Below are 23,068 nucleotides of genomic sequence, written 5' to 3'. Positions count from 1 at the left end.
GATGTCCCGTCTCGGTACTCTCGGCGCCCGGCTCTACCGCGGTGAGGTCGGCTACGACTTCATCCGCCACCGCAAGATCTGGTACGGCGTCTCCATCCTGATCACCATCACGGCGATCGTCGGTGTGGTCGTCCGCGGCCTCAACATGGGCATCGAGTTCGAGGGCGGCGCGGTCTTCACCACGCCCAAGACCACGGCCTCCGTGCAGCAGACCACCGAGGCCGCCGAGAAGGTCTCCGGCCACACCGCCATCGTCCAGGCGCTCGGCGACGGCGGGAAGCGCATCCAGATCGCCCAGGTCGACACCAAGACCTCCACGAAGGTCAAGGAGGAGCTGGCCGACGAGCTGAAGGTCGACGCGGAGAAGATCGACGCCCAGCTCGTCGGACCGAGCTGGGGCGAGCAGATCGCCAACAAGGCGTGGCAGGGCCTGGGGATCTTCATGATCCTGGTGGTGATCTATCTCGCCATCGCCTTCGAGTGGCGGATGGCGCTGGCCGCGCTGATCGCGCTCATCCACGACCTCACCATCACCGTCGGTGTCTACTCCCTCGTCGGCTTCGAGGTGACGCCCGGTACGGTCATCGGTCTGCTGACGATTCTCGGCTACTCGCTCTACGACACGGTCGTCGTCTTCGACGGTCTGCGGGAGAGCAGCAAGAACGTCACCAAGCAGACGAAGTTCACCTACAGCGAGATCGCGAACCGGAGCATCAACGGCACGCTGGTGCGGTCGATCAACACGACGGTCGTCGCGCTGCTGCCGGTCGCCGGACTGCTGTTCATCGGCGGCGGCATGCTCGGCGGCGGCATGCTCAACGACATCGCGCTCTCCCTGTTCGTCGGTCTCGCGGCCGGTGCCTACTCCTCGATCTTCATCGCCACTCCGCTGGTCGCCGACTTCAAGGAGCGCACTCCCCAGATGAAGGCGCTGGCCCGCCGGGTGCACACCAAGCGCCTCAAGGCGGCCCAGCGGGAGGCGCACGAGCAGGACGGCGAACAGGACGATGAACCAGGCGACGAGCCGGACGACGGCGACGACGCCTCCGCCGCCGGTCCCGGCGACGGCGGGCGGCCCGCCGCCGCGGTCGGCGGACAGCGGCGGCAGCCCTCCTCGCGCAACAGGCGCGGGAAGCCGTCCGGAAAGCGCAGGTGAACCGGTGAGCACGACCCAACCCCCGGCAGCGTCCCCGGCCGGCCCGCAGGTTCCCGCCGATGTGCGGGAGCTGCTGGCCAGCCGCATCCACGACGTGCCGGACTACCCCAAGCCGGGCGTGATGTTCAAGGACATCACCCCGCTGCTCGCCGACGCGCAGGCGTTCTCCGTCCTCACCGACGTGCTGGCGGGCATCGCCGCCAAGCAGCGGGTCACCAAGATCGTCGGCCTGGAGGCGCGCGGCTTCATCCTGGGCGCCCCGGCGGCCGTGCGCGCCGGGGTCGGCTTCGTGCCCGTACGCAAGGCGGGCAAGCTCCCCGGGGCCACGCTCTCCCAGTCCTACGACCTCGAATACGGCAGCGCCCGGATCGAGGTCCACGCCGAGGGGCTGGCCGAGGGGGACCGCGTCCTGGTGATCGACGACGTGCTGGCGACCGGCGGCACCGCCGAGGCCTCCGTGCAGTTGCTGCGGCGGACCGGGGCCGAGGTCGTGGGGCTGGCGGTCCTGCTGGAGCTGGGGTTCCTCGGCGGCCGGGAAAGGGTCGAGCGGGCCCTGGCCGGCGCCCCTCTGGACGCCCTGATCGCCGTCTGACCCGCCAGCCCCTCCCGGCGGCCGGGTCACAGTCCGGGCACACCCTGACGCGGGGCGCAGCGGCATAAGGCGGCCACCCGATACGTTCACCATGAACGGGTGGCCGCCTCTCCTGTACCGCGCCCGCCCTCTCCGGGAGGGCCCGGGCGGCCCGGGTGGCTACCATGGCAGTCCGACCTGCGGTCCATCGAGGAGTGCTCTTGCCAGACGAGGCCCAGCAGCTCACCGCCGCCCAGCGGCGGCGTCAGGAGGCGAAGGCCGCGGGCGAGGCCGCCCAGCGCCGGTCAGGTGCCGCGGCCGACGACGGGCTGCCTGCCAAGAGCTCGGGCGGGGGCCGCTCCCGCGCCGCGGACACGGCGGCCCGGTCCGGGGCCGCGCCCCGCAGCGCCTCCGCGCGTGGCGGGAAGGGCGCCGAGAACGGCTCCAAGGACCGTGTGGCCCCCGCGCGGGCCGTCTCCGGGGTCTCGGGCCGCTCCGGCTCCTCCAACCGCGTACGCGCCCGTCTGGCCCGCCTCGGGGTGCAGCGCTCCAGCCCGTTCAATCCCGTCCTGGAGCCGTTGCTGCGGATAGTCCGCAGCAACGATCCCAAGATCGAGTCCTCGACGCTGCGCCAGATCGAGCGCGCCTACCAGGTGGCCGAGCGCTGGCACCGCGGCCAGAAGCGCAAGAGCGGCGATCCGTACATCACGCATCCGCTCGCCGTGACCACCATCCTGGCCGAGCTGGGCATGGACCCGGCCACCCTGATGGCGGGCCTGCTGCACGACACCGTCGAGGACACCGAGTACGGCCTCGACACACTGCGCCGTGACTTCGGCGACCAGGTGGCGCTCCTGGTGGACGGCGTCACCAAGCTGGACAAGGTCAAGTTCGGTGAGGCGGCGCAGGCCGAGACGGTGCGCAAGATGGTCGTCGCCATGGCCAAGGACCCGCGTGTCCTGGTCATCAAGCTGGCCGACCGGCTGCACAACATGCGCACCATGCGCTTCCTGCGGCGGTCCAAGCAGGAGCAGAAGGCCCGCGAGACGCTGGAGATCTTCGCTCCGCTCGCCCACCGGCTCGGCATGAACACCATCAAGTGGGAGCTGGAGGACCTCGCCTTCGCGATCCTCTACCCCAAGATGTACGACGAGATCGTCCGGCTGGTCGCCGAGCGGGCGCCCAAGCGGGACGAGTACCTGGCGCTGGTCACCGACGAGGTCCAGGCCGATCTGCGGGCCGCGCGCATCAAGGCCACCGTCACCGGCCGGCCCAAGCACTACTACAGCGTCTACCAGAAGATGATCGTCCGCGGCCGTGACTTCGCGGAGATCTACGACCTGGTGGGCATCCGCGTCCTGGTGGACACCGTGCGCGACTGCTACGCCGCGCTGGGCACCGTCCACGCCCGCTGGAACCCGGTTCCGGGGCGGTTCAAGGACTACATCGCGATGCCCAAGTTCAACATGTACCAGTCGCTGCACACGACGGTCATCGGCCCCGGCGGCAAGCCCGTCGAACTCCAGATCCGCACCTTCGACATGCACCGCCGTGCCGAGTACGGCATCGCCGCGCACTGGAAGTACAAGCAGCAGGCCGTCGCCGGCGCCTCCAAGGTGCGCACGGACGTGCCACGGAGCAGCGGCAAGGGCGGCGCCGCCGACGACACGATCAACGACATGTCGTGGCTGCGGCAGTTGCTCGACTGGCAGAAGGAGACCGAGGACCCGGGTGAGTTCCTGGAGTCCCTGCGGTTCGACCTGTCCCGTAACGAGGTCTTCGTCTTCACCCCCAAGGGCGATGTGATAGCGCTGCCCGCCGGGGCCACGCCCGTCGACTTCGCGTACGCGGTGCACACCGAGGTCGGGCACCGCACCATCGGTGCGCGCGTCAACGGGCGCCTCGTGCCGCTGGAGTCCACCTTGGACAACGGCGACACGGTGGAGGTCTTCACCTCCAAGGCGCCGGGTGCGGGCCCCTCCCGGGACTGGCTGAACTTCGTGAAGTCGCCGCGTGCCCGCAACAAGATCCGCGCCTGGTTCACCCGTGAGCGGCGGGACGAGGCGATCGAGCAGGGCAAGGACGCCATAGCGCGGGCCATGCGCAAGCAGAACCTGCCCATCCAGCGCATCCTCACCGGGGACTCGCTGGTCACCCTCGCGCACGAGATGCGCTACCCCGACATCTCCGCGCTCTACGCGGCCATCGGGGAGGGCCACGTCTCGGCGCAGAACGTCTGCCACAAGCTGGTGCAGGCGCTCGGCGGCGAGGACGAGGCCAAGGAGGACATCGCCGAGACGGCGCCGCCGATGCCGGCCCGGGGGACCCGCCGGCGCTCGACCGCCGACCCGGGCGTCGTCGTCAAGGGCGCCGGGTCCGACGTGTGGGTCAAGCTGGCCCGCTGCTGCACCCCGGTGCCGGGGGACCCGATCATCGGGTTCGTCACCCGCGGCAACGGTGTCTCGGTGCACCGCACCGACTGTGTCAACGTCGACTCCCTCACCCGGGAGCCGCAGCGCATCCTGGACGTGGAGTGGGCACCCACCCAGTCGTCCGTCTTCCTGGTCGCCATCCAGGTCGAGGCGCTGGACCGGTCCCGGCTGCTGTCCGACGTCACACGGGTGCTCTCGGACCAGCACGTCAACATCCTGTCCGCCGCGGTGCAGACCTCCCGCGACCGCGTCGCCATCTCCCGCTTCACCTTCGAGATGGGCGACCCCAAGCACCTGGGGCACGTGCTGAAGGCCGTGCGCGGTGTGGAGGGCGTCTACGACGTCTATCGCGTGACCTCGGCCCGGCGCCCGTCGTAACTGCTGCCCGGGCGGCCGTCACGACGGATTCCGCGGCTGCCCGGGCCTGTTGGCCTGCTGCCGGGAGAGGCCGCCATCGTCGGTCCCGCGACGGTGCGCAGGGCGCAGGACGGCGAAAGCTCGCGGAAGGCCGCCGCCACGGCAGTGCCGGCCCGGGGAGGCGGCTGCCGGGAGGGGCGGCCCCGGCCGCGGCGTTCGGCCACCCCCTCCCGGCCGCAGCTCAGCCCCCGAACTCCTGCAGACCCTTGAGGGCCTGGTCGAGCAGGGCCTGGCGACCCTCCAGCTCACGCTCCAGCTTGGCCGCCTTGGCGGCGTTGCCCGCCGAACGCGCCTTCTCGATCTGGGCCTTGAGCTTGTCGACGGCGTCCTGGAGCTGACCGGTCAGCCCCTCGGCGCGGGCCCGCGCCTCGGGGTTGGTGCGGCGCCACTCGGCCTCCTCGGCCTCCTGGATCGCCCGCTCGACGGCGTGCATCCGGCCCTCGACCCGGGGCCGGGCGTCCCGCGGCACATGGCCGATGGCGTCCCACCGCTCGTTGAGGGCGCGGAACGCGCTCCGCGCGGCCTTCAGATCGGTGACCGGCAGCAGCTTCTCCGCCTCGGCGGCCAGTTCCTCCTTCCGGGCCAGGTTCTCGCGCTGCTCGCTGTCGCGCTCCGCGAAGACCTCGGCCCGGGCCTGGAAGAACACGTCCTGCGCGCCCCGGAAACGGGCCCACAGGTCGTCCTCGTGCTCCCGCTGGGCCCGCCCGGCCGCCTTCCACTCCTGCATCAGCTCGCGGTACTTGGCGGCGGTGGGGCCCCAGTCCCGCGAGCCGGAGAGCGCCTCGGCCTCGGCGACCAACTTCTCCTTGCGCCGCCGCGCCTCCTCCCGCTGCGCGTCCAGCTGCGCGAAGTGGGCCTTGCGGCGCTTGGAGAACGCCGAGCGGGCGTGCGAGAAGCGGTGCCACAGCTCGTCGTCCGTCTTGCGGTCCAGCCGGGGCAGGCCCTTCCAGGAGTCGACCAGTGCCCGCAGCCGTTCCCCGGCGGCACGCCACTGGTCGCTCTGCGCGAGCTGCTCGGCCTCGGCGACCAGGTCCTCCTTGGCACGGCGCGCCTCCTGGGACTGCTGCGCCTTGCGGGCCTTGCGCTCCTCCTGGCGCTTGCCGACCGTCTCGGTCAGTCTGTCCAGTCGGGTGCGCAGGGCCTCGAGGTCGCCGACGGCGTGGTGCGCGTCGACCTGCTCACGCAGGTGCTCGATCGCGGCCGTGGCGTCCTTGGCCGACAGGTCGGTGGTGTTCACCCGGCGCTCAAGCAGGTCGATCTCCACGACCAGACCGTCGTACTTGCGCTTGAAGTAGGCGAGGGCCTCGTCGGGCGAGCCCGCCTGCCACGAGCCGGCGACCTTCTCGCCGTCCGCCGTACGCACGTACACAGTCCCCGCGTCATCGACGCGGCCCCACGGGTCGCTGCTCACAGCGCCTCCTCCACAAGATGCCCGCCAGGGGCGTTGTGGCCCCCCGGCATCGTCCACGGTTCTCGTCACAGCCAACATAGGCGACCGGCGCCCGCGCTGTCCGCATCCGGCGAGGGGCGAATTGCCCGGCTCGGGCGGCGGACGGGCGGGCCGGCCCTTCCAGGTCCGTCAGGACTTACGGACCGTAGCCTTGTCGATCACCACAGTGGCGTTGGGCATGCCGTCGCCCTGCGGCGATGCCACTCCCGCCTTGGCGATCTTCTTGAGCACCTTCATGCCCGAAGCGGAGATTTTGCCGAACGGTGTGTAGCGGGGCGGGAGCTTGCTGTCCTCGTAGACGAGGAAGAACTGGCTGCCGTTGGTGTCCGGCCCGCTGTTGGCCATCGCCACGGTGCCCGCCGGGTAGGTGGCGCCCTTGAGGTTCTCGTCGTCGAACTTGTAGCCGGGGCCGCCCGCCGGGTTGCCGTCGGGGGAGCCGCACTGGAGCACGTGCAGCGGCTGGGGCTCGGGCAGATCGGTCAGCCGGTGGCAGGGCGTGTGGTCGAAGAACTTCTCACCGGCCAGGAAGGCGAAGGAGTTGACCGTGTGCGGCGCCTCGGCGGCGTCGAGCTCGATGGGGATGTCACCGCAGGTGGTGCTCAGCTCCATCGTGTAGGAGGCCGACTTGTCGACCGTCATGGCCGGCTCCTTCTTCCACTGCTTGCCGTTCGGCTTGCCCTTCGCGGGCTTGTCGCAGGGGTCGGGGGCCTTGCTGGTGGCCGACGGGTCGGGGGCCTTGGGCGCCGCCTCGTCCTTCTTCTCCTTGTCCCCGTTCAGCCCGCCGGAGGCCGCGTACGCGCCCCCCGCGGCCAGCACCAGCACCACACCGACGGCGATCAGCCCGTTGCGGATCCGGGCCTTGCGGCGTGCGGCCTCCCGCCGCCTGAGGTACCGCTCGTACTTCTCACGGGCGAGCTGCTTTCTGCGCTGCTCACTGCTGACCACGGTCTCGTCTCCTTCGAGGCGTCGGTGAGGGTCGCTTCTGAGAGGCGTCGTCGGGGCGTCGCACCTGCGGACCTCACGTACCGTATACGCCCCGCCCATGGGTTCGCCCCGTGCGTACCGGCGCCGGTAGGCTGAGGTGCCTGAGCGGTGAAGCGCCTGCTCGACCGCTTCACCACTGCCCGCTGTCGGACGAATGAAGGACGATCGTGCTCGTTGCCGGGTTCCCCGCCGGGGCCTGGGGGACCAACTGTTATCTGGTCGCCCCCGCCGCCGGTGAGGAGTGCGTGATCATCGACCCGGGCCACCAGGCCGCGGAAGGGGTCGCGGAGGCCGTCGCCAAACACCGGCTCAAGCCGGTCGCGGTGCTCCTCACGCACGGCCACATCGACCACGTCGCCTCGGTCGTACCGGTCTGCGGTGCGCACGACGTGCCCGCCTGGATCCACCCGGACGACCGCTACATGATGAGCGACCCGGAGAAGGCGCTGGGCATGACCATCGGGCAGCCGCTGATGGGCGAACTGGCCGTGGGCGAGCCCGACGACCTCCGCGAACTGACCGACGGCACCACGCTGAACCTGGCGGGCCTGGAGCTGACCGTCGCGCACGCGCCCGGCCATACCAAGGGGTCGGTGACCTTCCGGATGCCCGAACAGGCCGACGTACCGCCGGTCTTCTTCTCGGGCGACCTGCTGTTCGCCGGCTCCATCGGACGCACCGACCTGCCCGGCGGCGACCCGGAGGAGATTCTGCGGTCCCTGGCCCGCGTGTGCCTGCCGCTCGCGGACGAGACCGTGGTCCTGCCCGGGCACCAGCACCAGACGACCATCGGCCGTGAACGCGCCACCAACCCCTTCCTGAGGCAGGTGGCGGAACACGGCCCGGGAGGCGGCGGCATGGGCCCGGCCGCCTCCCCGCGACGAGGATTGTGACGAGAAGCGACGTGAGCACCTTCAAGGCCCCCCGGGGCACCTACGATCTGCTGCCGCCCGACTCCGCGACGTATCTGGCGGTGCGCGAGGCCATCGCCGCGCCGCTGCGCAGGTCCGGCTACGGCTACGTGGAGACGCCCGGGTTCGAGAGCGTCGAGCTGTTCGCACGCGGTGTCGGCGAGTCCACCGACATCGTGACCAAGGAGATGTACACCCTCACCACCAAGGGCGGCACCGAGCTGGCCCTGCGGCCGGAGGGCACCGCCTCGGTGCTGCGCGCCGCGCTGGAGGCCAACCTGCACAAGGCGGGCAACCTCCCGGTGAAGCTGTGGTACTCGGGCTCGTACTACCGCTACGAGCGCCCGCAGAAGGGCCGCTACCGGCACTTCTCGCAGGTCGGCGCGGAGGCGCTGGGTACCGAGGACCCGGCGCTGGACGCCGAACTGATCGTCCTGGCCCACGACGCCTACCGCTCGCTCGGGCTGAGCGGCTTCCGGCTGCTGCTCAACTCGCTGGGCGACCGCACCTGCCGGCCCGCCTACCGGGCGGCGCTCCAGGACTACCTGCGCGGCCTGGACCTGGACGAGGACACCCGGGCCCGCATCGAGATCAACCCGCTGCGGGTGCTGGACGACAAGCGGGAGAGCGTCCAGCGGCAGCTCGCGGACGCGCCCATGATGCGCGACCACCTGTGCGAGGAGTGCAAGGCCTTCCACGAGGAGGTGCGCACCCTGCTGACCGAGGCCGGTGTCCCGTTCGAGGACGACCCGCGCCTGGTGCGCGGCCTGGACTACTACACGCGCACCACCTTCGAGTTCGTGCACGACGGTCTCGGGTCGCAGTCCGCGATCGGCGGCGGCGGCCGGTACGACGGCCTCTCCGAGATGATCGGCGGACCGGCGCTGCCGTCCGTCGGCTGGGCGCTGGGCGTGGACCGTACGGTGCTGGCGCTGGAGGCGGAGGGCATCGAGCTGGAACTGGCCCGGCCCACCGAGGTGTTCGCGGTGCCGATCGGCGACGAGGCGCGGCGCCGGCTGTTCCACGTCGTGACCGGGCTGCGCCGGGCGGGGGTCGCGGCCGACCTCGCCTACGGCGGCAAGGGCATGAAGAACGCGATGAAGTCGGCCAACCGCTCCGGGGCCCGCTTCGCACTGCTGCTCGGCGAACGCGATCTGGCCGAGGGCGTGGCCCAGCTCAAGAACCTGGACAGCGGCGAACAGAAGTCCGTCGCACTCGATCGGGTGGTGGCCGAAGTGCAGACCGAGCTGCGGTGACGGGACGGCCAGTTGGGGCAGAATGTGCCCCGTACCGGCCATGGACCAGATGACGGGACGAAGAAGGCTATGACGACGACGGCACCCCCCGACGAGGCGCACGCGGCTGCGGACACAGCGAAGGGGGGTGCCGTCGGCGCCAGCCGGGCGTTCGGCTGGATGCTGATCGTCACGGGGGCCGCGGGGCTGCTCGCCGCCTGGGTCATCACGCTGGACAAGTTCAAGCTCCTGGAGGACAAGAACTTCAAGCCGGCGTGCAGCATCAACCCCGTGGTCTCCTGCGGCAACATCATGCAGAGCGACCAGGCGTCCGCCTTCGGCGCCCCCAACCCGATGATCGGGCTCGTGGCGTACGGCATCGTCATCTGCGTCGGCGTCACACTGCTGACCCGTGCGACGTTCCCCCGCTGGTACTGGCTGACCTTCAACGCCGGCTGCCTGTTCGGCGTCGGTTTCGTCACCTGGCTCCAGTACCAGTCGCTCTACAACATCGGGAACCTGTGCCTGTGGTGCTCCCTGGCCTGGGTCGCCACGATCATCATGTTCTGGTACGTGACCGCGCACAACGTCCGCAGCGGCTTCCTGCCCGCCCCGGCGGGGGTGCGCTCCTTCGCCGACGAGTTCCCCTGGGTGCTCCCCGTCCTGCACATCGGCGTGATCGGCATCCTGGTGCTGACGCGCTGGTGGGACTTCTGGACCAGCTGAGAAGCGCGCTCGCCGCGGGCCGCCGGGGCGCAGACCGGCCGGGACGGGCCGGGCGGCGTTTGTCGGAGGGCTGACTTAGGGTTTCCGACGTGGAGCCCGATCTTTTCACCGCAGCAGCAGAGGACCGCCAGGCCAAGGACCCGTCCGCCAGCCCCCTCGCCGTACGGATGCGCCCGCGCAGCCTGGACGAGGTGGTGGGCCAGCAGCATCTGCTGCGCCCCGGATCTCCGCTGCGCCGCCTGGTGGGCGAGGGCGGCGGCGGACCGGCCGGGCCGTCCTCGGTGATGCTGTGGGGGCCGCCCGGCATCGGCAAGACGACGCTCGCCTATGTGGTCAGCAAGGCCACCGACAAGCGGTTCGTGGAGCTGTCGGCGATCACCGCGGGGGTCAAGGAGGTCCGCGCCGTCATCGACGAGGCGCGCCGCTCCTCCGGTGCGTACAGCAAGGACACCGTCCTGTTCCTGGACGAGATCCACCGCTTCAGCAAGGCCCAGCAGGACTCCCTGCTGCCCGCCGTGGAGAACCGCTGGGTGACGCTGATCGCCGCCACCACCGAGAACCCGTACTTCTCGGTCATCTCCCCGCTGCTGTCCCGTTCCCTGCTGCTGACGCTGGAGCCGCTGACCGACGACGACATCCGCGGGCTGCTGCGGCGTGCCGTCGCCGACGAGCGCGGGCTGGCCGGGCAGGTGACCTTGCCCGAGGACGCCGAGGACCATCTGCTGCGCATCGCCGGCGGGGACGCGCGACGGGCGCTCACGGCCCTGGAGGCGGGCGCGGGCGCGGCCCTCGCCAAGGGGGAGACGACGGTGACGCTGGCCACCGTCGAGGAGGCCGTGGACCGCGCGGCCGTCAAGTACGACCGGGCCGGTGACCAGCACTACGACGTGGCGAGCGCCCTGATCAAGTCGATCCGCGGTTCCGACGTGGACGCCGCGCTGCACTATCTGGCGCGCATGATCGAGGCGGGCGAGGACCCCCGGTTCATCGCGCGCCGGCTGATGATCTCCGCGAGCGAGGACGTGGGCCTCGCCGATCCCTCGGCCCTGCAGACCGCCGTCGCCGCCGCCCAGGCCGTCGCGATGATCGGCTTCCCGGAGGCGCGGATCACCCTCTCGCAGGCCACGGTGGCGCTCGCGCTGGCGCCCAAGTCGAACGCGGCGTACATGGCGATCGACGCCGCGCTCGCCGACGTACGGGCCGGTCTGGCCGGACCGGTGCCGGCGCACCTGCGGGACAGCCACTACAAGGGCGCGCAGAAGCTGGGGCACGGCAAGGGGTACCAGTACCCGCACGACCTGCCCGGCGGGATCGCGGCCCAGCAGTACGCGCCGGACGCGGTGCACGGCAAGCGGTACTACGAGCCCACCCGGTACGGCGCGGAGGCGCGGTACGCGGATGTCGCCGAACGCGTCCGCGCCCGGCTGCGGGGCGAGCCGGACTAGCCGGGAGCGGCCCTCCCCGCGCGGACGCGGGCGGACCGCTCCGGGCCCGGTACGGAGGGCTCAGCCCGCGCTGAACAGGGCGTGCATGGCGTGGCGGAGCTCGTCCACGCTGCCGACGGGCTCCGGGAACTCGAAGCGGGCGTCCATGCAGGAGCCCTCGGCGCTCCAGCCGCGTACGCGGAGTCCGAACCTGTCGAGGGCCACGGGGACGGCCTGCTCCCACTCCTGGCAGGCGCACAAGTCGCGGATCTGCGCGGAGTGGGCGGCGGCGAGGTGCTGGAGGAGTTCGGCCTCGTGCCGCGCCAGGGGGTCGGGGGAGGCGGCGGCGAAGGCGTCGGGTTCGACGTCCTCGGCGCCCCACAGATCGTCCACGTAGGCCTCGCCGACCTCCAGACGCAGCACCTGGCGGGAGTCGCCGGGGGCGGGCGCGGAGGGTGCGGCCTGGGCCAGGAGCCGGGCGCAGGCGGCCCGGTCCGCGCCGTGGACGGGGGTGAGCCAGCCGGCGATCCAGGCGCGTCCCCGCACGCGGTGGGGCACCGAGACGGGTGCCACATCCGTGATCTCCATCACGGCGGCGAGGTCGTCGTCCTGGGCCCAGGTGCAGGCGCGGGCCTCCACCGAGTCGGCCGGAACCAGCAGCAGAACGTCTCCTTCGGGGCCGACCGTGCGGGTCCGCATCAGGTCGGCGGCCGGCTGCGGGGCGCCCTGCTCGGTGCCGGGAATGGTGAGCAGGGCCGATACGCTTGACTGTGCGAGGGTTCGTACACGTTCGGCGGCCGAGGGCCGGCGGACGTCTTCCACGGGACGCGGCTGTTCCCCCTCGGCGTGCTCGCCAGGCAGGGAAATCCCAGGTCGAAACATACGTACTCCTCAGCTAAGGTAAGGCTCACCTAACTTACACGGAGGTCCGTTCAACGTGAACCAGTCGCGTCCCAAGGTCAAGAAGTCGCGCGCCCTGGGCATCGCGCTGACCCCGAAGGCCGTCAAGTACTTCGAGCAGCGCCCCTACCCGCCCGGGGAGCACGGCCGGGGCCGCAAGCAGAACAGTGACTACAAGGTCCGTCTGCTGGAGAAGCAGCGCCTGCGCGCGCAGTACGACATCAGCGAGAGCCAGATGCGCCGCGCCTACGAGCGTGCCCGCAAGACGGACCTCAAGACCGGTGAGGCTCTGGTCATCGAGCTGGAGCGCCGGCTGGACGCGCTCGTGCTGCGGGCCGGTCTCGCCCGCACCATCTACCAGGCCCGCCAGATGGTCGTGCACGGCCACATCGCGGTCAACGGCCGCAAGGTCGACAAGCCGTCCTTCCGCGTCCGTCCCGACGACGTGGTGACGGTCCGCGAGCGCAGCCGTGACAAGCACCCCTTCCAGGTCGCCCGCGAGGGTGGCTACGCCCCCGAGGGCGAGACGCCGCGCTACCTCCAGGTGAACCTCCAGGCGCTCGCCTTCCGCCTGGACCGGGACCCCAACCGCAAGGAGATCCCGGTGATCTGCGACGAGCAGCTGGTCGTCGAGTACTACGCCCGCTGACCTGCCGCCGCGCACCCGGCATTCCGCAGCCCGCCTGTCCGGCACCGGCCCATCCGGTGCGGGCACGGCGGGCCGCGGCGTTCCCGGGCCGGAACGGCGGGACGGCGGCACGGTCCGCATGGCCCGACGGACCCGGGGCGCGGCCCGCGCGGAATGCGGTACGGAGGCGGTGGCCGGGCGCGATAAGGTCGGTACCTCATACGCCGCCGCGGTCGGCCACCCGGCGAGCGGCGGCCGACCCCATGACCATTCAAGGGAAGCGGTGCAGCGTGTCCGGTGGAGAAGTGGCCGGCCTCCTCGTGGCCGTCTTCTGGGCGATCCTGGTGTCGTTCCTCGCCGTGGTGCTGGTGAGGCTCGCCCAGACGCTCAAGGCGGCGACCAAGCTGGTGACGGGCGTGACGGAACAGGCGGTCCCCCTCCTGGGTGAGGCGTCCGCGACCGTCCGCTCCGCACAGACCCAGCTCGACCGTGTCGACGCCATCGCCTCGGACGTCCAGGAAGTCACCCAGAACGCCTCCGCGCTCTCCTCCACCGTCTCCACCGCCTTCGGCGGCCCGCTCGTCAAGGTCGCGGCGTTCGGCTACGGCGTACGGCGGGCGCTGGGCCGCAGGCAGGGCGAGACCCAGGACGACTCCCGGGCCCGCAGGGTCGTGGTCGGCCGTACCGTTCCGGCCGCCCGGCGCGGCGCCCGCAAGCGCGGAAGGGGCTGAACCGCACATGTTCCGCCGAGCTTTCTGGTTCACCACCGGCGCAGCCGCCGGTGTCTGGGCCACCACCAAGGTGCAGCGCAAGATCCGCAGCCTCGCCCCCGACGCGCTGGCGCTCCGCGCCGCCGACAAGGCCGTCGAAGGCGGCCACCGGCTCCGCGAGTTCGCCCAGGACGTGCGCGCGGGCATGGTGCAGCGCGAGAGCGAACTGAAGGACGCGCTGGGCCTGGCGGCACCCGACGAGGGTGCCCGGCCCCGGGCGCTGCCCGCCCGCCGGGCCGTCGCCGCGAGGCGGCAGCCCTCCGCGCTGCCCCGGCAGCAGACCGTGCGGCAGCTGGGCACCGTCCGGGCCGACGGCCCGGGCGAGCAGCCCGATCCCACCCACCCGAACGACCGGAATGAGGACCACTGATGGAGTCGGCTGAAATCCGCCGCCGCTGGCTGCGCTTCTTCGAGGAGCGGGGGCACCACGTCGTGCCGTCGGCGTCGCTGATCGCAGACGACCCGACGCTGCTGCTGGTCCCCGCGGGCATGGTGCCCTTCAAGCCGTACTTCCTGGGCGAGGTCACCCCGCCGTGGCCGCGTGCCACCAGCGTCCAGAAGTGCGTGCGCACCCCGGACATCGAAGAGGTGGGCAAGACCACCCGGCACGGCACCTTCTTCCAGATGTGCGGCAACTTCTCCTTCGGGGACTACTTCAAGGAGGGCGCCGCCAAGCTGGCCTGGGAGCTGCTGACCACCCCGCAGGACAAGGGCGGTTACGGACTGGACCCCGAGCGCCTGTGGATCACCGTCTACGAGCAGGACGACGAGGCCGAGCGCATCTGGCGCGATGTCGTCGGCGTGCCCACCGAGCGCATCCAGCGCCTGGGCATGGAGGAGAACTACTGGTCGATGGGCGTCCCCGGCCCGTGCGGACCCTGCTCGGAGATCAACTACGACCGCGGGCCGGAGTTCGGCCGCGAGGGCGGCCCGGCCGTCAACGACGAGCGGTACGTGGAGATCTGGAACCTCGTCTTCATGCAGTACGAGCGCGGCGAGGGCTCCACGAAGACGGACTTCGAGATCCTGGGCGAGCTGCCCAGCAAGAACATCGACACCGGTCTCGGCCTGGAACGCCTGGCGATGATCCTCCAGGGCGTGCACAACATGTACGAGATCGACACCTCGCGCGCCGTCATCGACAAGGCCACCGAACTGACCGGTGTCGCCTACGGCGACGCCGAGCAGAGCGATGTGTCGCTGCGCGTGGTGTGCGACCACATCCGCACGTCCGTCATGCTCATCGGCGACGGTGTCACCCCCGGCAACGAGGGCCGCGGCTACGTGCTGCGCCGCATCATGCGCCGCGCCATCCGCAACATGCGCATCCTGGGCGCCACCGGCCCGGTCGTGCAGGACCTGATCGACGTCGTCATCGAGACGATGGGCCAGCAGTACCCCGAGCTGATCAGCGACCGCAAGCGCATCGAGACCGTCGCGCTCGCCGAGGAGGCCGCCTTCCTCAAGACGCTGAAGGCCGGCACCAACATCCTCGACAGCGCCGTCGCCGAGACCAAGCAGTCCGGGGGCAGCGTGCTCTCCGGCGACAAGGCGTTCCTGCTCCACGACACCTGGGGCTTCCCCATCGACCTCACCCTGGAGATGGCCGCCGAGCAGGGACTCTCGGTGGACGAGCGGGGCTTCCGCCGGCTGATGAAGGAGCAGCGGGAGCGCGCCAAGGCCGACGCCAAGGCCAAGAAGACCGGCCATGCCGACATGTCGGCCTACCGCGAGATCGCCGACACCGCCGGCACCACCGACTTCACCGGCTACTCCGACACCTCCGGCGAGGCCACGATCGTCGGCCTGCTGGTGGACGGCGTCTCCTCGCCTGCCGCCACCGAGGGCGACGAGGTCGAGGTCGTCCTGGACCGCACCCCGTTCTACGCCGAGGGCGGCGGCCAGCAGGCCGACACCGGCCGCATCAAGCTGGACGGCGGCGCCGTCATCGAGGTGCGTGACGTCCAGCAGCCGGTGCCCGGCGTCAGCGTGCACAAGGGCGTCGTGCAGGTCGGCGAGGTCACGGTGGGCTCCGCCGTGCACGCCCGGATCGACGTGGACCGGCGCCGGTCCATCGCCCGCGCCCACAGCGCCACCCACCTGACCCACCAGGCGCTGCGCGACGCGCTGGGCCCGACGGCCGCGCAGGCCGGTTCGGAGAACGCCCCCGGCCGCTTCCGCTTCGACTTCGGCTCGCCCGCCGCCGTTCCCGGCACCGTGCTCACCGACGTCGAGCAGAAGATCAACGAGGTGCTCGCGCGGGAACTGGACGTGCACGCCGAGTACATGGGCATCGACGAGGCCAAGAAGCAGGGCGCGCTGGCGGAGTTCGGTGAGAAGTACGGCCAGACGGTGCGTGTGGTGACCATCGGCGACTTCTCCAAGGAGCTGTGCGGCGGCACCCACGTGCACAACACCGCGCAGCTGGGACTGGTCAAGCTGCTGGGCGAGTCGTCCATCGGCTCCGGCGTGCGCCGCGTCGAGGCGCTGGTCGGTGTGGACGCCTACAAGTTCCTCGCCCGTGAGCACACCGTCGTCTCCCAGCTCACCGAGCTGCTCAAGGGCCGCTCCGAGGAGCTGCCCGAGCGGATCTCCGGCATGCTGACCCGGCTCAAGGACGCCGAGAAGGAGATCGAGCGGTTCCGCGCGGAGAAGGTCCTCCAGGCCGCGGGCGGGATCGCCGACGGCGCCAAGGACGTGCGGGGCATCGCGCTGGCCGCCGCCCGGGTGCCCGACGGCACCACGGCGGACGATCTGCGCACCCTGGTGCTGGACGTGCGGCAGCGGCTGGGCAGCCGCCCTGGTGTGGTGGCGCTGTTCACCGTCACCAACGGCCGCCCGCTGACGGTCATCGCCACCAACGAGGGTGCCCGCGAGGCCGGGCTGCGCGCCGGTGATCTGGTGCGTACCGCCGCCAAGACGCTGGGCGGTGGCGGCGGCGGCAAGCCGGACGTGGCCCAGGGCGGCGGCCAGAACCCGGAGGCCGTGGACGAGGCCGTGGCCGCGGTGGAGCGCCTGGTCGCCGAGGCCGGGGGTAACGCCTGATGGACGCGGCCGGCGCTGCGGAGCCGGCCGCCTTCCGGCGTGGCAGGCGGCTGGCCGTGGACGTGGGGGACGCCCGGATCGGGGTCGCCAGCAGCGACCCCGACGGGGTGCTGGCCACCCCGGTGGAGACGGTGCCGGGCCGTGACATCCCGGCGGCGCAGCGGCGGCTCGCCGCGCTGGTCGGGGAGTACGAGCCGCTGGAGGTGGTCGTCGGGCTGCCCCGTTCGCTGAACGGCGGGGAGGGCCCGGCGGCGGCCAAGGTCCGGGAGTTCGCCCGGCAGCTCGCGAAAAACATCACACCGGTCCCGGTGCGGCTCGTCGACGAGCGCCTGAGCACGGTGACCGCCGCCCAGGGGATGCGGGCCTCCGGGGTCAGCGCCAAGAAGGGGCGTGCGCGCATCGACCAGGCGGCGGCGGTGGTGATCCTCCAGAACGCGCTGGAGACCGAACGGGTGTCCGGCCGGCCGCCGGGGCAGTGCGTGGAAGCGGCTGCCTGATGGCCGTACGGTAACGTTCCGCGCGACACGGCAGCCGCCGACCATCGTTCGCCCCGCTCCCACCGCCTGGTCCAGCATGGGCCCGCGGCCGGGCGTCCGGTGGCGGACCGGCTGCCGCTCTCGCGTCTCAAGGGGATCGATGACTGAGTATGGCCGGGGCCAGGGCTCCCATCCGTGGGACCCTGATGACCCCCTCTACGGGGATCAGGAATGGGGCGGGGCCGAACGGCCTGGGCACCAGGACGGTTGGCAGCAGCCTCAGCAGCAGCACACCGGCCACCCGCAGCACATCGAGCAGCAGCAACCCCAACAGCACCACCACCCCTACCAGCAGCAGTACGACGGGGGCTGGCACACCGGCGGGCAGGCGACGCAGGCGGTCCCCGGTGCCCAGCAGCAGTACGGGCACGCGCCCTACGACACCGGCGCCCAGCAGCAGTACGGGCACGGCGTGGACCCCTACGGCACGGGGGACTACCCGTCGGGCGAGTACGCCACGGGTGAGTACGCCACGGGTCAGCACCACGCGGGGAACTACGGGACCGGCGAGTACCCGGTGGGGGACTACGGGACCGGCGAGTACCCCGTGGGGCAGCAGGGTGCCGGGCAGTACGGAACGGGCGAGTACCCGGTGGGGGAGTACCCGACGGGTGAGTACGCCACGGGCCGGCGCCCCGCGGGGGATTACGGGACCGGGGAGTACCCGGTGGGGGAGTACCCGACCGGTGAGTACCCGGCGGGGGAGTACGGCACCGGCGAGTACCCGGCGGGCGGCTACCACGGCGGCCCGGCACAGGGCACCGGCGAGCACCCCGCCCCCTACGCCCGGCAGGAGCACCCCGCGCCCGGCGCCTACCAGCAGCCGCAGCAGGCGGGCGCTCCCGTGCCCGACCCCCGGCAGGAGCCCGGACCGGGGGCCGACCCGGAGACCGGCTGGGACCCCGGCCCGGACCAGGGCGAACGTGCCTTCTTCCTGGACCGTGACGACGACCGGGCCGAGGAGGACGACCCGTACGAGGACGACGCCGACGGCGCACGCCGCCGGGACCGCCGCGGCGGCCCCGCGGCCAGACGCGGGCGTGGCTGCGGCCTGGTGATCTCGGCCGCGCTGGTCGCCGGCGTCGGGGTCGTCGGCTACGTCGGCTACGGCTTCTACCAGTCCCACTTCGCCTCCTCGCCCGACTACGAGGGCGAAGGCACCGGCAACGTCATGGTGGACATCCCCGACCACGCCTCCCTCGGCGAGATGGCCCGGGTGCTCCACAAGGCCGGCGTGGTCAGGAGCCCTGGTGCCTTCGTGGAGGCGGCCGACGACAACCAGAAGTCACGGAGCATCCAGCCGGGCACCTACATCCTCCGCAAGCGGATGTCCGGCGCCAGCGCCGTGGCGATGATGCTCGACCCCTCCAGCCAGAACGGCATCATCATCGCCGAGGGCTGGCGGGCCTCCCGGATCTACGACGAGATCGACAAGAAGCTCGAGGTACCCGAGGGCACCACCAAGAAGGCCGCCACCTCGGGTGACATCGGGCTGCCGAAATGGGCGCACGGCGAGCCGGAAGGGTTCCTCTTCCCCTCCAAGTACAGCGTCGGCGAGAAGAGCAAGCCCGAGGACGTGCTGCGCAAGATGGTGCAGCGGGCGGAGGCCGAGTACGCCAAGGCCGGGCTGGAGGACGCGGCGAAGAAGCTCGACAAGACGCCCGAGCAGATCATCACCATCGCCTCCCTGGTGCAGGCGGAGGCGCAGGAGGACCACGAGTTCGGCAAGGTCGCCCGGGTCGTCTACAACCGGCTCGACAAGGACATGGCGCTCGGCTTCGACTCCACCATCAACTACGCGATGGGCCGCTCCACCCTCGACGTCTCGGTGGCGGACACCAAGTACCCCTCGCCGTACAACACCTATCTGCACAAGGGTCTGCCGCCCGGACCGATCGGCAACCCCGGGCACCAGGCCATAGAGGCCGCGCTCAAGCCCACCCCGGGCGACTGGCTGTACTTCGTGACGGTCAAGCCGGGCGACACCCGCTTCACCGACAGTGCGTCCGAGCACCAGAAGAACGTCGAGGACTTCAACACCGAACAGCGCAAGAAGAAGGGAAACGGCGGCTGATGCCACACTCCCCCTCACGGACCACCGGGCGTGCGGCCGTCCTCGGCTCCCCGATCACGCACTCCCTCTCCCCGGTGCTGCACCGCGCCGCCTACGCCGAGCTGGGTCTCGACGGGTGGACGTACGAGCGCCACGAGGTGACCGAGGACGGTATCGCCGGCTTCCTCGCCGGCCTCGACGAGAGCTGGGCCGGGCTGTCGCTGACCATGCCGCTCAAGCGGGCCGTCATCCCGCTGCTGGACGGCATCAGCGAGACGGCCGCCTCCGTGGAGGCCGTCAACACCGTCGTCTTCGGTCCCGACGGGCGCCGCAGCGGCGACAACACCGACATCCCCGGCATGATCGCCGCCCTGGAGGAGCGCGGGGTCCACAGCGTCGAGTCCGCCACCGTGCTGGGCGCCGGCGCCACCGCCTCCTCCGCGCTGGCCGCCCTCGCCCGCGTGTGCAAGGGCGAGGTCACCGCCTATGTGCGCAGCGAGGAGCGGGCCCGCCAGATGCGCAGGTGGGGCGAACGGCTCGGGGTCGAGGTCCGTACGGCCGACTGGGCGCGGGCGGCCGAGGGGCTGCGCGCTCCCCTGGTCATCTCCACCACGCCTTCGGGCGCCACCGACGGGCTCGCCCAGGCGGTACCGGCCACCGGCGGCACCCTCTTCGACGTGCTGTACGACCCCTGGCCGACAGCGCTGGCCGCCGCCTGGCACGGCCCGGTGCTGGGCGGTCTCGACCTGCTGGTGCACCAGGCGGTGCTCCAGGTCGAGCTGATGACCGGCTGCCGGCCGGCGCCGCTCGCCGCCATGCGGGCCGCCGGCGAGCAGGAGCTGCGCTCCCGCGCGGGCTGACCCCGCCGCGGGGCACCCGCGCCCCGAAAGAAACGGGAAGGGGCGAGCGGGCGGGACCGCCCGGCATGGGAGGATCGGTCCCAGGAAAGTGGACGGGCCGCAAGGCGGCCGAGAGGAGCACCGTTGAGCAGGTTGCGCTGGCTGACCGCAGGGGAGTCGCACGGCCCCGCACTCGTGGCGACCCTGGAGGGCCTGCCCTCCGGAGTCCCGGTGACCACCGACATGGTCGCCGACGAGCTGGCGCGTCGCCGCCTCGGTTACGGCCGCGGCGCCCGGATGAAGTTCGAACGTGACGAGGTGACCTTCCTCGGCGGGGTACGCCACGGGCGGACCCTCGGCTCACCGGTCGCGATCATGGTCGGCAACACCGAGTGGCCCAAGTGGGAGAAGGTCATGGCGGCCGACCCGGTCGACCCCGCCGAACTGGAGTCGCTGGCCCGCAACGCCCCGCTCACCCGCCCCCGTCCCGGCCACGCCGACCTGGCCGGCATGCAGAAGTACGGCTTCGACGAGGCCCGTCCCGTCCTGGAGCGCGCCTCCGCGCGGGAGACCGCGGCCCGGGTCGCGCTCGGCACGGTCGCACGCTCCTTCCTGCGGGAGACCGCCGGTGTCGAGATCGTCTCCCACGTCGTGGAACTGGGCGCGGCCAAGGCGCCGTACGGGGCGGTCCCGAACCCGGAGGATGTCGCGCGGCTCGACGCCGATCCGGTGCGCTGCCTGGACGCCTCGGCGAGCGAGGCGATGGTCGCCGAGATCGACCAGGCCCACAAGGACGGCGACACCCTCGGCGGTGTCGTCGAGGTCGTCGCCCACGGGGTGCCCGTCGGCCTGGGCTCGCACGTGCACTGGGACCGGCGGCTGGACGCGCGGCTGGCCGGCGCGCTCATGGGCATCCAGGCCATCAAGGGTGTGGAACTGGGGGACGGTTTCGATCTGGCGCGGGTGCCCGGCTCCCAGGCGCACGACGAGATCGTCACCACCCCCGACGGCATCCGCCGCGCCTCCGGGCGCAGCGGCGGCACCGAGGGCGGCCTGTCCACCGGCGAACTGCTGCGCGTACGGGCCGCGATGAAGCCGATCGCCACGGTGCCGCGGGCCCTGGCCACGGTGGACGTGCGCACCGGTGAGCCGGACAAGGCGCACCACCAGCGTTCGGACGTGTGCGCCGTACCGGCAGCCGGGATCGTGGCCGAGGCCATGGTGGCGCTGGTGCTGGCGGACGCCGTGGCGGAGAAGTTCGGCGGTGACAGCGTCACCGAGACCCGCCGCAACGTGCGCGGCTTCCTCGACAACCTGGAGATCAAGTGACCGGGCCCGTCGTGGTGCTCGTCGGCCCCATGGGGGTCGGCAAGTCGACCGTCGGCGCGCTCCTGGCCGAACGCCTCGGTGTGGAGTGCCGCGACACCGACCAGGACATCGTCGAGACGGCGGGCAAGCCCATCTCGGAGATCTTCCTGGACGAGGGTGAACCGCACTTCCGCGCACTGGAGCGGGCCGCCGTCCGGGACGCGCTGGCCGAACACACCGGCGTGCTCTCCCTGGGCGGCGGCGCGGTGCTCGCCGAGGAGACCCGGGCCCTGCTGGCCGGGCACCCCGTGGTCTTCCTGGAGATGGGCGTGAACGAGGCCGTCAAACGCGTCGGCCTCGACGCCCCGCGCCCGCTGCTCGTGATCAACCCGCGCCAGCAGTGGCGCAAGCTGATGGAGGAGCGCCGGCCGCTCTACACCGAGGTGGCCCGCGTCGTCGTCAGCACCGAGGACCGCACCCCCGAGGAGGTCGCCGACGAGATCCTCGCCGCGCTCGGCCTCCCCTCCACCCAGCCGCAGAACCCGTCCCCCCAGCCGGAGAAGCAGCAATGACCACCCAGGACCCCGCCGTGACCCGTATCGCCGTCGGCGGTACCGCGGGCACGGCACCCTACGACGTGCTCGTCGGCCGGCAGCTGCTCGGCGAACTCCCCGGCCTCATCGGGGAGGCCGCGCAGCGGGTCGCCGTGCTGCACCCCGAGGCGCTGGCCTCGACCGGCGAGGCGCTGCGCGAGGACCTGGCCGGGCAGGGCTACGAGACCATCGCCGTCCAGCTCCCCAACGCGGAGGAGGCCAAGACCGCCGAGGTCGCCGCCTACTGCTGGAAAGCACTGGGCCAGTCCGGCTTCACCCGTACCGATGTGATCGTCGGCGTCGGGGGAGGGGCCACCACCGACGTGGCCGGTTTCGTGGCGGCCAGCTGGCTGCGCGGCGTGCGGTGGATCGCCGTGCCCACGACCGTGCTGGGCATGGTGGACGCGGCCGTCGGCGGGAAGACCGGCATCAACACCGCCGAGGGCAAGAACCTGGTGGGTGCCTTCCACCCGCCCGCCGGTGTGCTGTGCGACCTGGCGGCGCTGGAGTCGCTGGGCGTGCACGACTACGTCAGCGGGCTCGCGGAGATCATCAAGGCGGGCTTCATCGCCGATCCGGCCATCCTGGAGCTGATCGAGTCCGATCCCGCCGCGGCCCGCACCCCGCAGGGGCCGCACACCGCCGAGCTGATCGAGCGGTCCGTCCGCGTCAAGGCCGAGGTCGTCTCCGAGGACCTCAAGGAGTCGGGCCGCCGCGAGATCCTCAACTACGGTCACACGCTGGGCCACGCCATCGAGAAGAACGAGCGGTACAACTGGCGGCACGGCGCGGCCGTCTCCGTGGGCATGGTCTTCGCCGCCGAGCTGGGCCGGATCGCGGGCCGGCTGGACGACGCGACGGCCGACCAGCACCGCGCGGTGCTGGAGTCGGTGGGGCTGCCCGTCACCTACCGGGGTGACCAGTGGCCCAAGCTGCTGGAGACGATGAAGGTCGACAAGAAGTCGCGCGGCAACCGGCTGCGTTTCATCGTGCTGGAGGGCCTGGCCAAGCCGGCCGTCCTGGAGAGCCCCGACCCGGCGATGCTGCTGGCGGCGCACGCCGAGATCGCCGCCTGAGCCGGCTCCCCGGC

At 71.9% G+C, this 23,068-nt stretch carries 20 protein-coding genes; 17 read left to right on the top strand and 3 right to left on the bottom strand.

Annotated elements, in window-relative coordinates; all coding sequences use genetic code 11:
• Position 1: 1 nt before the first annotated feature.
• The 3 genes from secF (at position 2) to IO40_RS0104310 (ending at position 4,537) form a co-directional block, all read left to right on the top strand.
• Positions 2 to 1,156, top strand: coding sequence for a protein translocase subunit SecF (gene secF / locus IO40_RS0104320; RefSeq protein ID WP_016467729.1), 1,155 nt, complete (start codon positions 2 to 4; stop codon positions 1,154 to 1,156).
• 4 nt (positions 1,157 to 1,160) lie between these two features.
• Positions 1,161 to 1,748, top strand: a complete 588-nt coding sequence (locus IO40_RS0104315) for an adenine phosphoribosyltransferase (RefSeq protein ID WP_016467728.1) — start codon at positions 1,161 to 1,163, stop codon at positions 1,746 to 1,748.
• A gap of 200 nt (positions 1,749 to 1,948) precedes the next feature.
• A complete protein-coding gene (locus IO40_RS0104310) occupies positions 1,949 to 4,537 on the top strand; it encodes a RelA/SpoT family protein (RefSeq protein ID WP_016467727.1) in 2,589 nt (862 codons plus the stop codon).
• A 220-nt stretch (positions 4,538 to 4,757) separates the two neighbouring features.
• Here IO40_RS0104310 and IO40_RS0104305 read toward each other — a convergent pair whose 3' ends face one another.
• Positions 4,758 to 5,987 carry a DUF349 domain-containing protein gene (locus IO40_RS0104305; protein ID WP_031174899.1) on the bottom strand — a complete coding sequence of 410 codons (1,230 nt, stop codon included), beginning with the start codon at positions 5,985 to 5,987 and terminating at the stop codon, positions 4,758 to 4,760.
• Between the two features lie 168 nt (positions 5,988 to 6,155).
• Complete coding sequence (locus tag IO40_RS0104300; protein WP_016467725.1) at positions 6,156 to 6,971, bottom strand: peptidylprolyl isomerase; 816 nt, start codon at positions 6,969 to 6,971, stop codon at positions 6,156 to 6,158.
• A gap of 206 nt (positions 6,972 to 7,177) precedes the next feature.
• Here IO40_RS0104300 and IO40_RS0104295 point away from each other — a divergent pair, with 206 nt between their 5' ends.
• From IO40_RS0104295 to IO40_RS0104280, 4 genes are all read left to right on the top strand, one after another.
• Positions 7,178 to 7,903 carry an MBL fold metallo-hydrolase gene (locus IO40_RS0104295; protein WP_016467724.1) on the top strand — a complete coding sequence of 242 codons (726 nt, stop codon included), beginning with the start codon at positions 7,178 to 7,180 and terminating at the stop codon, positions 7,901 to 7,903.
• Positions 7,904 to 7,914: 11 nt separating this feature from the next.
• Positions 7,915 to 9,177 (top strand): histidine--tRNA ligase, encoded by a 1,263-nt coding sequence (hisS, locus tag IO40_RS0104290; RefSeq protein WP_031025553.1) that lies wholly within the window; start codon positions 7,915 to 7,917, stop codon positions 9,175 to 9,177.
• Positions 9,178 to 9,246: 69 nt separating this feature from the next.
• Positions 9,247 to 9,882, top strand: coding sequence for a vitamin K epoxide reductase family protein (locus IO40_RS0104285; protein WP_016467722.1), 636 nt, complete (start codon positions 9,247 to 9,249; stop codon positions 9,880 to 9,882).
• Positions 9,883 to 9,971: 89 nt separating this feature from the next.
• Entirely contained in the window at positions 9,972 to 11,327 is a 1,356-nt protein-coding gene (locus tag IO40_RS0104280) for a replication-associated recombination protein A (protein ID WP_030407904.1), read from the top strand.
• Between the two features lie 60 nt (positions 11,328 to 11,387).
• On the opposite strand, the gene IO40_RS0104275 is transcribed toward IO40_RS0104280, so the two are convergent.
• On the bottom strand, positions 11,388 to 12,188 hold the full coding sequence (locus tag IO40_RS0104275) for a DUF2470 domain-containing protein (protein ID WP_016467720.1): 801 nt from the start codon (positions 12,186 to 12,188) through the stop codon (positions 11,388 to 11,390).
• A 55-nt stretch (positions 12,189 to 12,243) separates the two neighbouring features.
• Here IO40_RS0104275 and rpsD point away from each other — a divergent pair, with 55 nt between their 5' ends.
• The 10 genes from rpsD (at position 12,244) to aroB (ending at position 23,054) form a co-directional block, all read left to right on the top strand.
• The gene (rpsD, locus tag IO40_RS0104270; protein ID WP_016467719.1) at positions 12,244 to 12,855 is read left to right on the top strand and encodes a 30S ribosomal protein S4; all 612 of its coding nucleotides are present in this window, start codon (positions 12,244 to 12,246) and stop codon (positions 12,853 to 12,855) included.
• A gap of 242 nt (positions 12,856 to 13,097) precedes the next feature.
• Complete coding sequence (locus tag IO40_RS0104265; protein WP_016467718.1) at positions 13,098 to 13,565, top strand: DUF948 domain-containing protein; 468 nt, start codon at positions 13,098 to 13,100, stop codon at positions 13,563 to 13,565.
• 7 nt (positions 13,566 to 13,572) lie between these two features.
• Positions 13,573 to 13,974, top strand: a complete 402-nt coding sequence (locus IO40_RS0104260) for a DUF6167 family protein (RefSeq protein ID WP_016467717.1) — start codon at positions 13,573 to 13,575, stop codon at positions 13,972 to 13,974.
• A complete protein-coding gene (gene alaS / locus IO40_RS0104255; protein WP_030407907.1) occupies positions 13,974 to 16,649 on the top strand; it encodes an alanine--tRNA ligase in 2,676 nt (891 codons plus the stop codon). Before IO40_RS0104260 ends, alaS begins: the two co-directional genes overlap by 1 nt.
• Positions 16,649 to 17,146 carry a Holliday junction resolvase RuvX gene (ruvX, locus tag IO40_RS0104250; protein WP_016467715.1) on the top strand — a complete coding sequence of 166 codons (498 nt, stop codon included), beginning with the start codon at positions 16,649 to 16,651 and terminating at the stop codon, positions 17,144 to 17,146. Before alaS ends, ruvX begins: the two co-directional genes overlap by 1 nt.
• A gap of 139 nt (positions 17,147 to 17,285) precedes the next feature.
• A complete protein-coding gene (gene mltG / locus IO40_RS0104245; protein WP_016467714.1) occupies positions 17,286 to 19,259 on the top strand; it encodes an endolytic transglycosylase MltG in 1,974 nt (657 codons plus the stop codon).
• Entirely contained in the window at positions 19,259 to 20,098 is an 840-nt protein-coding gene (locus IO40_RS0104240; protein WP_031174897.1) for a shikimate dehydrogenase, read from the top strand. Before mltG ends, IO40_RS0104240 begins: the two co-directional genes overlap by 1 nt.
• 123 nt (positions 20,099 to 20,221) lie before the next feature.
• The gene (aroC, locus tag IO40_RS0104235; RefSeq protein ID WP_016467712.1) at positions 20,222 to 21,406 is read left to right on the top strand and encodes a chorismate synthase; all 1,185 of its coding nucleotides are present in this window, start codon (positions 20,222 to 20,224) and stop codon (positions 21,404 to 21,406) included.
• A complete protein-coding gene (locus IO40_RS0104230; protein WP_016467711.1) occupies positions 21,403 to 21,957 on the top strand; it encodes a shikimate kinase in 555 nt (184 codons plus the stop codon). Before aroC ends, IO40_RS0104230 begins: the two co-directional genes overlap by 4 nt.
• Entirely contained in the window at positions 21,954 to 23,054 is a 1,101-nt protein-coding gene (gene aroB, locus IO40_RS0104225) for a 3-dehydroquinate synthase (protein ID WP_016467710.1), read from the top strand. Before IO40_RS0104230 ends, aroB begins: the two co-directional genes overlap by 4 nt.
• Positions 23,055 to 23,068: the final 14 nt, after the last annotated feature.

The sequence above is a fragment of the Streptomyces albus subsp. albus genome, from assembly GCF_000725885.1.
Classification (GTDB): Bacteria; Actinomycetota; Actinomycetes; order Streptomycetales; family Streptomycetaceae; genus Streptomyces; species Streptomyces albus.
Note: the sequence above shows the minus strand (reverse complement) of the source record. Positions and strands in the feature narration are given on the sequence as shown.